Below are 13,493 nucleotides of genomic sequence, written 5' to 3'. Positions count from 1 at the left end.
TCCCGGCTATCCCCGCTTCCAGGGGGACGAGGACCGGTCCTCGCATCGGCGGCGGCCTTCCCGGTTCGGGCCTCGCCCGGCGCCGAACCCGAAGCCGATCGGCTCGGACCGCGTCGGCTACCGGTAACGCAGAGTTGGATACGGCAGGCCCTCCCGACTTGTCCCCGCTCTGAACCGTTCGACTGCGCCGGACGCGCCGAATCGCATGCGCGACCACGCAGAATCCCATACGGACGGATGCGAATTCCACGCAGAGTCGCGTGCGGGATCACGCAGACTCGGATGCGCCAGCGCGCAGACCTGAATGCGCGAACCCCTCTCAAGGTCTTGCATAGGAACGTCTTTTCCCGCTCTCTAATAAGTCACATAACAGACTCTCTGAGAATCTGGATTAGATATATTTCCTAAGTTCTCGTGCCGCGTTCTTTTTTAAGAACGAACCGCAGATGCAAGGATTCAAGATGGAATTCAGGGAATATAGCCAGCTTCTCCCCAGGCAGCCGGTTGATGCAGGAGAGATTGATGCACGCGACGTGGCGTCCAACGGTTTAACCGCCGCTTCCGGGAACACGGCGCGGCGGGATGAGGATGGAAGGCATGCCTGAGGCGTCGTTTCGGACACTGGCGCGGATCATGGCGGAGCTGCGCGATCCGGAGCGCGGCTGCGCCTGGGACGCGGCGCAGACGTTTGCCAGCATCGCGCCCTACACGATCGAGGAGGCCTACGAGGTCGCCGATGCGATCGAGCGGGGCGACCTAGACGACCTGCGCGAGGAACTCGGCGACCTGCTGCTCCAGGTAGTGTTCCACGCCCGGCTCGCCGAGGAGGTCGGCGCGTTCGACCTCGACGACGTGGCGGCGGCGATCACGGCCAAGCTGATCCGCCGCCACCCGCACGTGTTCGACGCGCACGGCGGCCTGCGCGCCGACGGCGGCCTGCGCGATCCCGCAGCCATCGCCGAGCAGTGGGAGGCGATCAAGGCCGTGGAGCGGTCGCGCAGGCCGGCGCGCGCGGCGGGACGGGACGATTCCCCAGCCCGCGACGATCCCTTGGCCGGCGACGAGTCCCTGGCCGGCATCGCGCGGGCCCTGCCGGCCCTGACCCGTGCCGAGAAGATCGCGCGCCGCGCCGCCGCCCACGGCTTCGACTGGTCCGATCCGGTCGAGGTCGTGGCCAAGGTCCGGGAGGAGACCGACGAGGTGGCCGAGGCGCTGCGGGCCGGCGATCCCGCGGCGCTCACGGAAGAGATCGGCGACCTGCTGTTCTCGGTGGCCAACCTTGCCCGGCACGCCGGCGTCGATCCGGAGGCGGCGTTGCGCGCCGGCAACGACAAGTTCGTCCGGCGCTTTGCCGGGATGGTCGCGCGGCTTCGCGCCGACGGCCTGACGCTCGTCGGGAGCGACCTCGCGGCGATGGAGGCGGCCTGGGCGGCGGTGAAGCGGAGCGAGCGCACCGTGCCGGAGGCCTGATCGATCCCGGGGCGCGAGGCCGGATCACGCGGGCGCGCGCTCTCGAAGGAGAGGGGGCACGCCGCGCGTGCGGCGGATCGAGGACGGCGCTAAACCACGCTGCCGCGCAGGTCGTAGGCGTCCGCCGCCTCGATCCGCACCGTCACGATGTCCCCCTGGCGTACCGGGCGGCGGGCCGAGACGTGGACGGTGCCGTCGATCTCGGGCGCGTCGTACTTCGAGCGCCCCGTGATGCCGGCGGGCCCCACCGTGTCGATGATCACGGGCATGCGCCTGCCGATCCGCGCCCGCTGCAGGCGCAGCGACACCGCCTGCTGCGCCTCCATGAAGCGGTGCTTGCGCTCCCGCTGCAGCTCCGGCGGCACCGCCGCGCCCAGCGCGTTGGCGGCGGCCCCCGTCACCGGCTCGTAGGTGAAGCAGCCGACGCGATCGAGGCGCGCTTCCTGAATCCAGTCCAGCAGCTCCGAGAACTCGGTCTCCGTCTCCCCGGGAAAGCCCACGATGAAGGTCGAGCGGATGGCGAGATCCCGGCAGATCGCGCGCCAGGCCCGGATGCGCTCCAACTGCTTCTCCTGGTTGCCGGGGCGGCGCATGCGCCTCAGCACGGACGGGCTCGCGTGCTGGAGCGGCATGTCGAGGTAGGGCAGCACCTTGCCCTCCGCCATCAGCGGGATGACCTCGTCGACGTGCGGGTAGGGGTAGACGTAGTGCAGCCGCACCCAGGCGCCGAGTTCGCCGAGCGTGGCGGCGAGATCGTAGAACCGCGCCCGCACCGCGCGGTCGCGCCACGGGCTCGCCGCGTAGCGCAGGTCGAGCCCGTAGGCGCTGGTGTCCTGCGAGACGACGAGCAGTTCCTTGACCCCCGCCTTGACGAGCTTTTCCGCCTCCCGCAGCACGTCGCCGGCCGGGCGGCTGACGAGGTCGCCGCGTAAAGTGGGGATGATGCAGAAGCTGCAGCGGTTGTTGCAGCCCTCCGAGATCTTCAGGTAGGCGTAGTGCCGCGGCGTCAGCTTGACGCCCTGGGGCGGCACGAGGTCGAGGAACGGGTCGTGGGCCGGCGGCACCGCCTCGTGCACCGCCGCCACCACCGATTCGTAGGCCTGTGGGCCGGTGACGGCCAAGAGGTTCGGGTACTTCTCGCGGATTTCATCGGGCTGCGCGCCCATGCAGCCGGTGACGATGACGCGGCCGTTCTCCGCCATCGCCGCGCCGATCGCCGACAGCGACTCGGCCTTGGCCGAATCGAGGAACCCGCAGGTGTTGACGATGACCACGTCCGCCCCGTCGTGGCGCCGGGCGAGTTCGTAGCCCTCGGCCCGCAGGTGGGTGAGGATGCGCTCGGAATCGACGAGCGCCTTCGGGCAGCCGAGCGACACGAACGAGATCTTCGGCGCGGCCTTGTCGAGGGGTGTGGCGGATGCGGTCATGCGGGCCCGTGCGGCGCGGACGCCGACGGCCGACGGCAGGCCGGACGCCGCGACGATCCTGATTTTGGCGGTGTGGCGCCCCGTATAACCGCATCGGTCGGCCCTTGCGAGCCCCGCCCCTGCCCGGCCGCGATCCGTGCGACGCCGCGCCCGCTCCCCGCCGCGTTCAATCGCGGTCTTTCCTCGCGGCAACGCCTGTGCGAGGCCTGCGGCCGGGACGCGCCGACCGGCGCACCGAAATCCGCCGAACGGATCATGGCACCGCAGCAGATCTGGACCCGGGACATCCCGTTCATCGCGCCGGTCGCGGCCGCGCTGCGGCTGCGGCGCCTGCCCGGCCTCGCCTTCCTCGACAGCGCGATGCGGCACGACACGTTGGGCCGCGTCTCGATCCTCGGCGCCGACCCGTTCGCCCGGTTCCGCGTCCGTGATGGCGCCGCCACGCTGGACGGCCGCCCGATGGAGGGCGGCCCGATCGCGGCGCTGCGCGCGTGCCTTGCGCCCTATCGCCTCCCGGACGGCGCGGCGTTTCCGGGCGGGGCGATCGGCTACCTCGCCTACGATCTCGGGCGGTCGCTGGAGCGGGTCGCCGCGCCCGCCCGCCGGGCCGGGCTCACGGACGACGCCGCGTTCAACCTCTACGACACGGTGCTCGTCGTCGACCACGCGGCCGGCACCTGCCGGCTCGCCGCGACCGGGTTCCCGGAATCGGACCCCGGGCGGCGCGAGGCCCGGGCTCGGGAACGCCTGTCCCGGTTTGCCGACCTCCTCGGCGCGGCGGAGGCCGATCCCGCCCCGCCGGCCCGCGCCGAGACCCTGGTCTGGCGCTCGAATTTCACGCGCGCGGCCTACGAGGCGGCGGTCGAGGCCGTGCGGGACTACATCCGCGCCGGCGACATCTACCAGGCCAACATCGCCCAGCGCTTCACGGCGGCTCTGCCGCAGGGCTTCGATCCGTTCGCGCTCTACCGCCGCCTGCGCGAGACCAACCCGGCGACGTTCGGCGCTTTCCTCGCCTTCGAAGCCCTGAGCGTCGCGTCGAGCTCGCCCGAGCGCTTCCTGAGGCTCGACGGGCGCCGCGTCGAGACCCGGCCGATCAAGGGCACGGTGGCGCGCGCCGCGGATGCCGCCGAGGACGCGGCCCGCGCCGCCGCGCTCGTCGCCGACCCGAAGGAGCGGGCCGAGAACACGATGATCGTCGACCTCCTGCGCAACGACCTCTCGCGGGTCTGCGCGGCCGGCAGCGTGCGGGTGCCGATGCTGTGCGGGCTGGAATCCTACGCCGGCATCCACCATCTCGTCTCGGTCGTGACCGGCACGCTGCGCGACGGGCTCGACGCGCTGGATCTCATCGAGAACACCTTCCCCGGCGGTTCCATCACCGGCGCGCCCAAGCTCAGGGCCATGGACATCATCACTGAGATCGAGGGCGACGCGCGGGAGCTCTACTGCGGCGCCATCGGCCGGATCGGCTTCGACGGCAGCCTCGACACGTCGATCGCGATCCGTACCGTGTTCATGGACGAGGCGCGCGCCGTGCTCCAGGCCGGCGGCGGCGTCACCCTGCTCTCGGATCCGGCCGCCGAGTACGAAGAGACCCTGACCAAGGCCGCCCGCGTGTTCCAGGCGTTCGGGGCGTGATCCCATAATCCCATGATCCTCGTCATCGACAATTACGACTCGTTCGTCTTCAACGTGGTCCGCTACCTGGAGGAGCTGGGCGAGGCGGTCCGCGTCGTGCGCAACGACGCGCTGGACGTCCCTGGCATCCGGGCGCTGGCGCCCGATGCCCTGGTGGTCTCGCCCGGTCCCTGCACGCCGACTGAGGCCGGAGTCTCGCTCCCCGCGATCCGCGACCTGTCGGGGGCGCTGCCGATCCTCGGCGTCTGCCTCGGCCATCAGGCGATCGGCGCAGCCTTCGGCGGGCGCATCGAGCGGGCGCGAAGGCCGCTGCACGGGCAGGCGACGCCGGTGGCGCACGCGGGCGAGCGGCTGTTTTCCGGCCTGCCCGTGCCGATGCAGGTGGGACGCTACCACTCCCTCGTGGTGGCCGAGCAGCCCGGGATGGAGCGGCACCTCGCGGTCGACGCCCGCTCGGACGAGGGCGAGGTGATGGCGCTCTCGCACCGCACCCACCCGACCTACGGCATCCAGTTCCACCCGGAATCGGTGCTGACCGAGAACGGCCACGCCATCTTCGCGAACTTCCTGGGGCTTGCCCGGGACTGGCGGGTTCGGCGCGCCGCGGCGGCGAACCATGCTGTGGCATGACGGGCGGCTGGTCGAGGGCACCACCGTGCCCTTCGACCTCGCCGACCGCGGCCTGACCCTCGGGGACGGGGTGTTCGACACCGCGCTCGCGCTCGGCGGCCGCGTCGCCTTCGAGGCGGCCCACGTCGACCGCCTCACTGCCGCCGCCGCCGCCCTCGGCTTCCCGGTCGCGCCGGACCGCATCCGCGCGGCGATGCGCGCGCTCGCCGCGACGGGCGAGCGGCTCGCGATCCGCACCACCCTCACCCGCGGCGCCGGGCCCCGCGGGCTCGCGCCCCCCGCCGACCCGGCCCCGACCCTGTTCGCCACCGCCGCGCCGAGCGCCCCGGGCACCGCCTTCGCGCCGCTGCGGCTGTGGCCGGCGCAGGTCCGGCGCAACGAGACCTCGCCCACCGCCCGCCTGAAGTCGCTGGGCTACCTCGACGCGGTCGTCTCCGCCGCGTCCGCGCGGGCGGCCGGCTTCGACGAGGCCCTGTTCCGCAACACCGGCGGGGCTGTCGCCTGCGCCGGGACGGGCAACGTCTTCGCGGTGTTCGGCGCGACCATCCTCACGCCGCCGCTCACGGACGGCGTTCTCGCCGGCATCGTCCGCGCCGAGATCCTGACCGCGGTGGCGCCGGGTTGCGGGCTGATCTGCGAGGAACGGTCGCTGACCCCGGCCGATCTCGAACGGGCCGACACGGTGTTCCTCACCAACTCCCTGCGGCTGCTCGCACCGGTCTCCGCGATCGGTGCCAGGGCCTATCCGCGCGAGCATCCGATCGTCGCCCGCCTCGCGGCGGCCCTGCGGGCGCGGGTGGCGACTGCCTGCGGCGTGCCCGAGGATCGGGTGGCATGATCGGGCAACCGATCGAGGCGGCCGGGCGGGTGTGGCTGCGCCAGGCGCTGATCGTGCTCTACGGCGGCATCGGCGCGGTCCACCTCGCGGCGCCCGACGCGCTGATGCCGATCATGCCGGACTGGGTCCCCGCGCCGCGCCTCGTCATCCTCGCCACCGGCCTGTGCGAGCTCGCCGGGGCCGCGGCGCTGCTCAGCCCCCGCCTGCGCCGGGCCGCGGGGGGCGGGCTGGCCCTCTACGCGCTCTGCGTCTGGCCGGCCAACCTCAAGCAGGCGCTGGAGGGCATCCACGTCGCGGGGCTGCCGGATTCCTGGTGGTATCACGGCCCGCGGCTGGCGTTCCAGCCGGTGCTGATCTGGGCGGCCCTGTTCGCCGGCGGCCTGACCGACTGGCCGTTCCGCCGCGGGCGGTCCGCGTAAGGATTCCAAGGTCTCCGCCCATCGCGGCGACGGCTTCCGGCCCGGATCACGGGATCACAGGATCGCGTCGTCCGATGATCGCAGGATCGCTCGCGCCGTTGCGGCTTGGAGTTGCTCGCGAAGCGCTCGATGCACTGTCAGCCGATCCGCGCATCGCGGCGGCGTCAGGATCTTGCTACGCCTCTTCCGATGCCCAAGAGCCGCCCGATGCCCAAGAGCCGCCCCCCGAACCGATCGAAGCCGCAGCCCGCCGCGATGCCCGAGGTTCCGCCGGGTCGCGCCGACGTCGAGCGCGCGATCGAGGCCGTCCTCGAACGGCTCAAGCCGAGGCCCGCGCGCAAGGCGCGGCACGATCCGGCATCCAGGTCGGAACCCGGAAAGCCGGCTCGGAAGGAAAGGGGCGGCCATCTCAGCCTCGTCCCCGGCGACGCCGGCTGACGTCCGGGGCGCGCCGGGCCCTCGGAGGGATCAGGGCTTCGGAGCCGCGTTGGCGGCCGGCTGCTGCTCCAGCTTCTTGCGCATGTCCTCGCTGCGCTTCTCCAGCTCGGACTGGAGCTTCTTCTGCTGCTCCTCCAAAACCTTGGGGTCCATGGCCGGCCCGTCGAAGGCCTTGCCGAAGCCGGCGAGCGGCACGGCGAAGGTGACCTCGCGCTGGGTCTGGTTCTGCACCGAGACGCTGAGCGTCGTGCCCTTCTTCATCGCGGCGACGACGGCCGAATCGACGCCGCCGGCCTCGGCGAAGCAGCCGTTGGGGAAGCAGACCGCGAACTTGCCCGCGGTGCCCTGCTGCCCGTCGACGGTGAAGCGGATGCCGGGCTGGAGCAGCAGGCCGAGCGGCAGCAGGTAGCGCACCACGCGCACCTCCTGCTTCGTGGCCGGGTTCTTCATCTCGTAGACGGCGACCGCGAGCACCGGCTGGCCCTGGTCGGAGACGAAGTCGCGGGTGGTGTAGCAGATGTCGGTGCCCGAGCCGCCGTCCTTGCCGCAGACCTTGGTCCACTCGGCTTGGCTCGGCTCGGACTTCACCGTGACGATCTGCGGGCCGGTCTGGGCGGCGGGCGTGTTGGCCGCCGGCGTCGCGGGGGCGGGGGCGGCCGGAGCGGGCGCCGCCGGGGCGGGCGTCGCCTTCTTCGGCTGGGCGAGCGCCGGACCGGCGAGGCCGGCGAGGGCGAGGAACGCGGCGGCGCGCATCAGGTGCGCCGGGCTTTTGGCGGAGGACATCGGCTCAGACCCTTTGAGGTTCGTCGTGACGGGAATTTGTCGGGACGGGAAGACCATGGCGCGGTTCGGAGCGCTGCCGAGCCGGCGGGCGCCCGGTGTGTCGGAGTGCGCCCGGCGCGCCGCCGGTGGGCCCTGCCGCGGCGACGCGCCTGCACGCGGCACCGCGCGAGCCCGCGGTGATAACGGGCGGCCTGCTTCCCCGCCGAATGCGGCGAAGGCATGACACCGCCGGCCTCCGGGGCGCGCGTTAGGCATTGGTTAACCCTGAACCCGCATCGATGACCCGTCATCCGGTGCGGAGTTCGGCCCCCTTGCCTGCGGCGCAGTCCTCAATCGAGCGGCCGGCCGGGCTGGGGCGCGACGCCGCGGCCGAGGCGGACGGTCCGCTGCGGCGCACCGGCCTGTCGGCGCTGCTGGCGGCGCACGCCCGGAGCCATCCCGCCCGCATCGCCTTCACGGACGCCGCCGACAAGCCGGTCTGGAGCGGCCGGCCCGCGATGACCTGGACCTACGGGACCGCGACCGAGATCGTCGCGCGCCTCGCCCGGGGCTTCCGCGGATGGCGGCTGCCGCCCGGAAGCCGGATCGGGCTGTGGTTCCCCGGCAGCACCGAAGGACTCGTGGCCCACCTCGCGGTCGAGGCGGCCGGCCACGTGCCCTGCCCGATGCCCCCGGCCTGGACCGAGGCGCAGGCCGCATCCGGCATCGCGGCGGCGGGTCTCGCGGCCGTGCTGACGCAGGCCCGCCTCGGGGCCGCCCGGCCGGCCGAGAGCCTGTGCCGGATCGCGGCGGGCTACTACGGCCTGCGCTACCTCGCCGCCTTCGGTCCGGACGTGCCGGACGGCGTGATCAACCTCGATGCGCTCGCCCTCGACCGCAGCGGAGGCGGCGATCGGGCAGGGCCGGTGCCGGAGAGCGGCGGCGGGCTGGCCGGCTTCGCGCGGGGCGATCCGTCCCGGCCGGTGGAGCGGCCGGGCGACGCGCTGCTCGCCGCCATCGCCGTCCACCTCGTCGCGGCGCGGATCGCCCCGGCCGAGCGTATCCTGACCCTGCTGCCGCCGAGCGACCTGCGCGGGATCGTCACCGGCCTCGGCGCGGCGCTGCTCGCGGGCGCCGCCCTCGAGACCATGCCGGTCTTCGACGGCGCGGGTCTGGCCGACGCGCTGGCCCGTCCGGTTCCGACCCACCTCGTCGCCCCGGGGTTCCTGGAACCCGCCCTCGCCGCGCTTGATCTGCCGGATTCGGTCCGCTCCCTGGTGCTGGCCCACCGTGCGCCGATTCGGCTCGGGCCCCGAAGCCCGCACCACGTGCACGGGCCGCACGTCCTCGACGCGCTCGCCCTCGACGAGGATGCGCTGCTGTCGGGCCGACGCGGCGCCGACGACCTCGCCCTGACGCTGGTCGAGCCCGGCCGCCTCCCCCTGCCCCCCGCGCTCCTCGGACTGCGCCGCGAGCCGGACGGGCGCCTCGCCCTCCAGGGACAGGCCTGCAAGGCCGCTCCGCTGCGGCGCGGCGAGAGCACCGGCAAGGCCACCGGTAAGATCACCCCTGGGCAGACCGGCGACTTCCGTGCGTCCGGCTTCCGGATCGAGCTGTTTGCCGGCACCGCAATCGGCGTGATCGAGGCCTGAGCAGCCCTCTCGTCTGCGCGGCGCATCGTCGGCGGATGCCGATCGATCCCGATCCATCGTTCGATCACCGCGAAGGACGGCCGGAGAATACCAGATAACATAAATATGTTCAGAGCTTTGCATCGATCATCTAATGCGATGCTTCAGGACGAGCGCCGGGCGGGGCAGTCCGGTTCATCCGGCACTCATCGAGAACCCCTATCGTGGCCTTCGAACCGTGCCGGCGAACAAAACAGCGGCCGGTGGGTTTCAACGCTCAGGTCCCTTCCCAAGTCGCCTGCGATGGGATAGCTCTCAAGCTTATGGGTGCGCTGCAACAAGTGCTCGTCGTCGACGATGGTGTCCGCGCCATCGATCACTCTCTGGCCGGTGAGCTGGCCGAACTCGGCTATGCCAGCGTCACCGTCTCCCTGGAAGCGGCGGGCGACGTGCTGGCGGTGATCGCCCGGCCCGCAGCCGTCCTGCTGCAGACCTCGGCCCGGCGCGATCCCGCCTACGCCCGCCTCGCCGCGCGCCTGCGGGCGCAGATGCGCGACAGCGGCATCCCGGTCCTGGTGGTCGAGGCGAAGGACCGCCGCGCGGGCGCACCGGTCGACCTGATGAGCCGCATCGGCCCCTACGTCGTCAGCGAGCCCGAGCTTTAAGGTCGCCGACGAGGGCCGACGCCGCGATCCGCGGGACCGCCCGGAGGCAGAATCACCCCGAGGACGCAAGCACCGATCGGTTACACGTGGATCGGCGCGTCGTGCCTGTGAAAGGCCTTCAGGCGGCGGAAGACGGCCGTGTCGTAGTTCCCCGGCACCTGGGCCTCCCCGGTGAGCCAGCGGAACAGGTCGCGGTCGGGCACCTCGATCAGGGCCTCGAACAGGTCGAGTTCGGATGCGCTCAGGGTCCCGATCTCGGCATCGGCGAACCGGCCCATGATCAGGTCCATCTCGCGGATGCCCCGATGCCAAGCGCGAAACAGCGTGCGGCGGCGGCGGGGATCGAGGTCCGCGCTGGTGCGGGTGGTGCCGGACATGGATGTATCCTCGATACGAAGCGGCCGGATGTCGGCGCGCCCTGGGATGACGCTCAGACCAATCCCGAGAAGGCGGTCTCCGACCAGGCCGAGGAGGGTCCCGGATGGGCGGGCACGGCCTCGCGGGCGCCCTGAGGCGGCTTGGCGCCGCGCTGCCCCTTCGCCGTGCGCGCGGCGCGCGGGGGCTTGGCCGGTCCGCCGACCGCGTCGAATTCGTACAGCAACCGTCCGCCGGCCGCGTCGCTGATCCAGCCGTCGGAGAACCAGCCGACGAAGCGTCCCGAGTAGGCGAACACCCTGTCGTCGTCGATGATCGCCGCCGGGCGCCCGTCCCAGTGATAGATCGCCCGCCCGTCGTCGCAGAAGGCGGTCGGACGGCCCTCCCGGTCGAAAAACTCGATCATCGCCGGCCCCCGTCCCGCGTCGCATGAGGCGACGCAAACCGATACCTAGAGCGCTCAGCGACGAAGTGGATACGGGTCCGTCGTCGGGCGCGCGGCTCTCGGCGGCGTGGGCGGCGCGCCGACGCTTCGTCCTGGGATGGGATCTCGTGATCCTGCGATCCCGGGATACCGTGACGCGATGGCCGCGACGGCGCGTCATCTGCCCGCTATGAGGGCAGACGCGGGCCGGACGAGCCCGACAGAAGCCTCCGATGAGCGACGACGCAACTCCTTCGACCCTGCGCCCCAGCATCCTCGACCCGCTCTTCGCCCCCGTCCGCGGTCTGCCCGGCGTCGGCGCGAAGATGGCGCCGATGATCGAGCGGCTGCTCGGCACGCCCGAGCAGCCCGCCCGCATCGTCGACCTCCTGTTCCACCTGCCGCAGGGCGGCACGGCGCGTCAGCTCATCGGCTCGATCAGCGAGGCGCCGGTCGGCGAGCCTGTGACCGTCGGCGTCACTGTGGTCGGCCACCGCGCGGCGCAGGCGGGCGCCGGGCGGCGCCCGCACCGGGTGCTGGTCGAGGACGCGACCGGCGACATCAGCCTCGTGTTCTTCGGCATGCCGGCGGCCCGCGTCGAGCGGATGCTGCCGCTGGGCGCCCATCGCTTCGTCTCCGGCCGGATCGACCTGTGGGACGGGCAGCGGCAGATGGTCCACCCGTCCCGCGTCGTCGATGCGGAGGGGCTGGCCGCGCTGCCGGCGGTCGAGCCGATCTACGGCGCCACCGAGGGGCTGACCTCGCGGGCGATCGGCAAGCTGGCGCTGGCGGCGCTGGAGCGCCTGCCCGTGCTGCCCGAGTGGCAGGACGCGGCGTGGCTCCGCCAGAACGGCCTGCCCGCCTTCGCCGATGCGCTGCGGACGGAGCATCGCCCCGAGGAGGCGCCCAAGCCCCCGACGCTCGGTGCGGACGGCACCGCGACGCCGCCGCCCGCGACCCCGTCGCGCAAGCGCCTCGCCTACGACGAACTGCTGGCCTCGCAACTGGCCCTCGCCCTGCTGCGCGCGCGCGCCCGGCGAAAAGCCGGCCGCGTCAATGCCGGCGACGGGCGCCTGAGCGCCCGCATCGAGGCCGGGCTGCCGTTCGCGCTGACGGGCGCGCAGGGCCGGGCGGTCGCCGAGATCCGCGCCGACCTCGCCTCCGACCGGCGGATGCTGCGCCTGCTCCAGGGCGACGTCGGCTCCGGCAAGACCGCGGTGGCGCTGCTCGCCATGGCCTCGGCCTGCGAGGCGGGCCGTCAGGCGGCGCTGATGGCGCCGACCGAGATCCTGGCGCGCCAGCACTTCGAGCGGCTGGCGCCGCTCGCGGGGCCCTTGCGCCTGCGGCTGATGACCGGGCGCGACCGCGCGGCCGAGCGCCGGGCGACGCTGGCCGATCTGGCCGCCGGCGAGATCGACATCCTGGTCGGCACCCACGCCCTGTTCCAGGACGGCGTGGTGTTCTCCGATCTCGGCCTCGCCGTGGTCGACGAGCAGCACCGCTTCGGCGTGCACCAGCGCCTCGCGCTCGGCGCGAAGGGTGCCGCGGTCGACATCCTGGTGATGACCGCGACCCCGATCCCGCGCACCCTGGCGCTGACCTTCTTCGGCGACATGGACGTCTCGGTGCTCGACGAGAAGCCGGCCGGGCGCCGGCCGATCCGCACCCTGACGATCCCGACCGAGCGGCTCGACGCGGTGGTGGCGGGCCTGGAGCGGGCGCTGGAGGCGGGGGAGCGGGTCTACTGGATCTGCCCGCTGGTGGCGGAATCCGAGTTCCTCGACCTCGCCGCGGCGGCCGAGCGCTTCGACGACCTGAAGCGGCACTTCGGCGACGCGGTCGGGCTGATCCACGGCAGGATGCCGGGGCCGGACAAGGACGCGGCGATGGCCCGCTTCGTCTCCGGCGCGGCGCGGGTGCTGGTCGCGACCACGGTCGTCGAGGTCGGCGTCGACGTGCCGGAGGCGACCATCATGGTGATCGAGCACGCCGAGCGCTTCGGGCTGGCCCAGCTCCACCAGCTCCGCGGGCGCGTCGGGCGCGGATCGAAGGCCTCGTCGTGCCTGCTCCTTTACCGCGGCCCCCTCGGGCAGGTCGCCCGGGCGCGGCTGGAGATGATGCGCGAGAGCGAGGACGGGTTTCGCATCGCGGAGGCCGACCTGCGCCTGCGCGGCGAGGGCGAGGTGCTCGGCACCCGCCAGTCCGGGCTCGCCGCCTTCCGGCTGGCGCGGCTCGAGAGCGACGGCGCCCTGCTGGAGGTCGCCCGCGACGACGCGCGGCTGATCGTCGAGCGCGATCCCAGCCTGAAGACCGAGCGGGGCCGGGCCCTGCGGGTGCTGCTCTACCTGTTCGAGCGCGACGCCGCGATCCGCCTGCTCGATGCGGGGTGAGGCGGTCGGGCGAGGGCGGACGCCCCGCCGGGTTGCTGGCGCGGCGGATGCCCTGCGGCCCGGTGCAGCCTGCACCCGGCATCCCGACGGCGGTGGCCGCCATTGAGGCGACCCAGCCCTGCGCGAGCGTTCCGGCCACGCCGCGCGCCTCCGGACGCCACCGCCTGCCCTGGGGCGTCGCCCAACTGAGCGAGCAGGCCGACAGCGCCCGCGGCCCGGAATGGACGTTCCCGGCGCAGCCCTGACATCCGTGGAGGGATGACGGGCACGCAAGCCGGGGGAGGCTCGCCCGAGGCGGTGCGGGCGCGGGAACGAACCGGGCGCGACGCCGCAGGCAGGCGACGAGGGGGTTGGATCGCCCTAGGTCCGCCTCCTCCCCCTGA

General features: G+C 73.1%; 13 protein-coding genes. 9 read left to right on the top strand and 4 right to left on the bottom strand.

Annotated elements, in window-relative coordinates; genetic code table 11:
* The first annotated feature begins 597 nt into the window (after positions 1 to 597).
* Positions 598 to 1,470 (top strand): nucleoside triphosphate pyrophosphohydrolase, encoded by an 873-nt coding sequence (mazG, locus tag ACFE8Y_RS09630; RefSeq protein WP_375464166.1) that lies wholly within the window; start codon positions 598 to 600, stop codon positions 1,468 to 1,470.
* Positions 1,471 to 1,559: 89 nt separating this feature from the next.
* Here the strand turns inward: mazG and rimO are convergent, their stop codons facing one another.
* Positions 1,560 to 2,897: a 30S ribosomal protein S12 methylthiotransferase RimO gene (gene rimO, locus ACFE8Y_RS09625; RefSeq protein ID WP_375464165.1), complete on the bottom strand. Its 1,338-nt coding sequence runs from the start codon at positions 2,895 to 2,897 to the stop codon at positions 1,560 to 1,562.
* A 255-nt stretch (positions 2,898 to 3,152) separates the two neighbouring features.
* Between rimO and pabB the strand changes: the two genes are divergently transcribed.
* The 4 genes from pabB to ACFE8Y_RS09605 are packed head-to-tail and all read left to right on the top strand — an operon-like array spanning position 3,153 to position 6,425.
* Positions 3,153 to 4,538, top strand: a complete 1,386-nt coding sequence (gene pabB, locus ACFE8Y_RS09620; protein WP_375464164.1) for an aminodeoxychorismate synthase component I — start codon at positions 3,153 to 3,155, stop codon at positions 4,536 to 4,538.
* Positions 4,539 to 4,550: 12 nt separating this feature from the next.
* Positions 4,551 to 5,168, top strand: coding sequence for an anthranilate synthase component II (locus ACFE8Y_RS09615; RefSeq protein WP_375464163.1), 618 nt, complete (start codon positions 4,551 to 4,553; stop codon positions 5,166 to 5,168).
* Positions 5,155 to 6,006, top strand: a complete 852-nt coding sequence (locus tag ACFE8Y_RS09610; RefSeq protein ID WP_375464162.1) for an aminotransferase class IV — start codon at positions 5,155 to 5,157, stop codon at positions 6,004 to 6,006. Before ACFE8Y_RS09615 ends, ACFE8Y_RS09610 begins: the two co-directional genes overlap by 14 nt.
* Positions 6,003 to 6,425 carry a DoxX family protein gene (locus ACFE8Y_RS09605; RefSeq protein ID WP_375464161.1) on the top strand — a complete coding sequence of 141 codons (423 nt, stop codon included), beginning with the start codon at positions 6,003 to 6,005 and terminating at the stop codon, positions 6,423 to 6,425. Before ACFE8Y_RS09610 ends, ACFE8Y_RS09605 begins: the two co-directional genes overlap by 4 nt.
* 468 nt (positions 6,426 to 6,893) lie before the next feature.
* Here the strand turns inward: ACFE8Y_RS09605 and ACFE8Y_RS09600 are convergent, their stop codons facing one another.
* A complete protein-coding gene (locus tag ACFE8Y_RS09600) occupies positions 6,894 to 7,646 on the bottom strand; it encodes an invasion associated locus B family protein (protein ID WP_375464160.1) in 753 nt (250 codons plus the stop codon).
* A gap of 311 nt (positions 7,647 to 7,957) precedes the next feature.
* On the opposite strand from ACFE8Y_RS09600, the gene ACFE8Y_RS09595 reads away from it, so the two are divergent.
* Both ACFE8Y_RS09595 and ACFE8Y_RS09590 read left to right on the top strand, forming a co-directional pair.
* The gene (locus ACFE8Y_RS09595; RefSeq protein ID WP_375464159.1) at positions 7,958 to 9,277 is read left to right on the top strand and encodes an AMP-binding protein; all 1,320 of its coding nucleotides are present in this window, start codon (positions 7,958 to 7,960) and stop codon (positions 9,275 to 9,277) included.
* Between the two features lie 302 nt (positions 9,278 to 9,579).
* Positions 9,580 to 9,921: a hypothetical protein gene (locus ACFE8Y_RS09590; RefSeq protein ID WP_375464158.1), complete on the top strand. Its 342-nt coding sequence runs from the start codon at positions 9,580 to 9,582 to the stop codon at positions 9,919 to 9,921.
* A gap of 80 nt (positions 9,922 to 10,001) precedes the next feature.
* Here the strand turns inward: ACFE8Y_RS09590 and ACFE8Y_RS09585 are convergent, their stop codons facing one another.
* A complete protein-coding gene (locus ACFE8Y_RS09585; protein WP_375464157.1) occupies positions 10,002 to 10,298 on the bottom strand; it encodes a succinate dehydrogenase assembly factor 2 in 297 nt (98 codons plus the stop codon).
* 53 nt (positions 10,299 to 10,351) lie between these two features.
* A complete protein-coding gene (locus tag ACFE8Y_RS09580) occupies positions 10,352 to 10,702 on the bottom strand; it encodes a 4-fold beta flower protein (RefSeq protein ID WP_375464156.1) in 351 nt (116 codons plus the stop codon).
* A gap of 251 nt (positions 10,703 to 10,953) precedes the next feature.
* Between ACFE8Y_RS09580 and recG the strand changes: the two genes are divergently transcribed.
* Complete coding sequence (recG, locus tag ACFE8Y_RS09575; RefSeq protein WP_375464155.1) at positions 10,954 to 13,110, top strand: ATP-dependent DNA helicase RecG; 2,157 nt, start codon at positions 10,954 to 10,956, stop codon at positions 13,108 to 13,110.
* Entirely contained in the window at positions 13,107 to 13,355 is a 249-nt protein-coding gene (locus tag ACFE8Y_RS09570) for a hypothetical protein (protein ID WP_375464154.1), read from the top strand. Before recG ends, ACFE8Y_RS09570 begins: the two co-directional genes overlap by 4 nt.
* The last annotated feature ends 138 nt before the right edge of the window (positions 13,356 to 13,493 follow it).

It is taken from the genome of uncultured Methylobacterium sp., from assembly GCF_964242245.1.
Classification (GTDB): domain Bacteria; phylum Pseudomonadota; class Alphaproteobacteria; order Rhizobiales; family Beijerinckiaceae; genus Methylobacterium.
The sequence above is the reverse complement of the archived record's forward strand: the minus strand, read 5'-3'. Positions and strand labels throughout refer to the sequence as shown.

What these genes read in the sequence shown, in the direction of transcription:
- ACFE8Y_RS09580 (WP_375464156.1), bottom strand. Translation starts at nt 10,702, where the DNA reads ATGATCGAGTTTTTCGACCGGGAGGGCCGTCCGACCGCCTTCTGCGAC.
- ACFE8Y_RS09615 (WP_375464163.1), top strand. Translation starts at nt 4,551, where the DNA reads ATGATCCTCGTCATCGACAATTACGACTCGTTCGTCTTCAACGTGGTC.
- ACFE8Y_RS09585 (WP_375464157.1), bottom strand. Translation starts at nt 10,298, where the DNA reads ATGTCCGGCACCACCCGCACCAGCGCGGACCTCGATCCCCGCCGCCGC.
- ACFE8Y_RS09600 (WP_375464160.1), bottom strand. Translation starts at nt 7,646, where the DNA reads ATGTCCTCCGCCAAAAGCCCGGCGCACCTGATGCGCGCCGCCGCGTTC.
- mazG (WP_375464166.1), top strand. Translation starts at nt 598, where the DNA reads ATGCCTGAGGCGTCGTTTCGGACACTGGCGCGGATCATGGCGGAGCTG.
- ACFE8Y_RS09605 (WP_375464161.1), top strand. Translation starts at nt 6,003, where the DNA reads ATGATCGGGCAACCGATCGAGGCGGCCGGGCGGGTGTGGCTGCGCCAG.
- pabB (WP_375464164.1), top strand. Translation starts at nt 3,153, where the DNA reads ATGGCACCGCAGCAGATCTGGACCCGGGACATCCCGTTCATCGCGCCG.
- ACFE8Y_RS09610 (WP_375464162.1), top strand. Translation starts at nt 5,155, where the DNA reads ATGCTGTGGCATGACGGGCGGCTGGTCGAGGGCACCACCGTGCCCTTC.
- ACFE8Y_RS09590 (WP_375464158.1), top strand. Translation starts at nt 9,580, where the DNA reads ATGGGTGCGCTGCAACAAGTGCTCGTCGTCGACGATGGTGTCCGCGCC.
- rimO (WP_375464165.1), bottom strand. Translation starts at nt 2,897, where the DNA reads ATGACCGCATCCGCCACACCCCTCGACAAGGCCGCGCCGAAGATCTCG.
- recG (WP_375464155.1), top strand. Translation starts at nt 10,954, where the DNA reads ATGAGCGACGACGCAACTCCTTCGACCCTGCGCCCCAGCATCCTCGAC.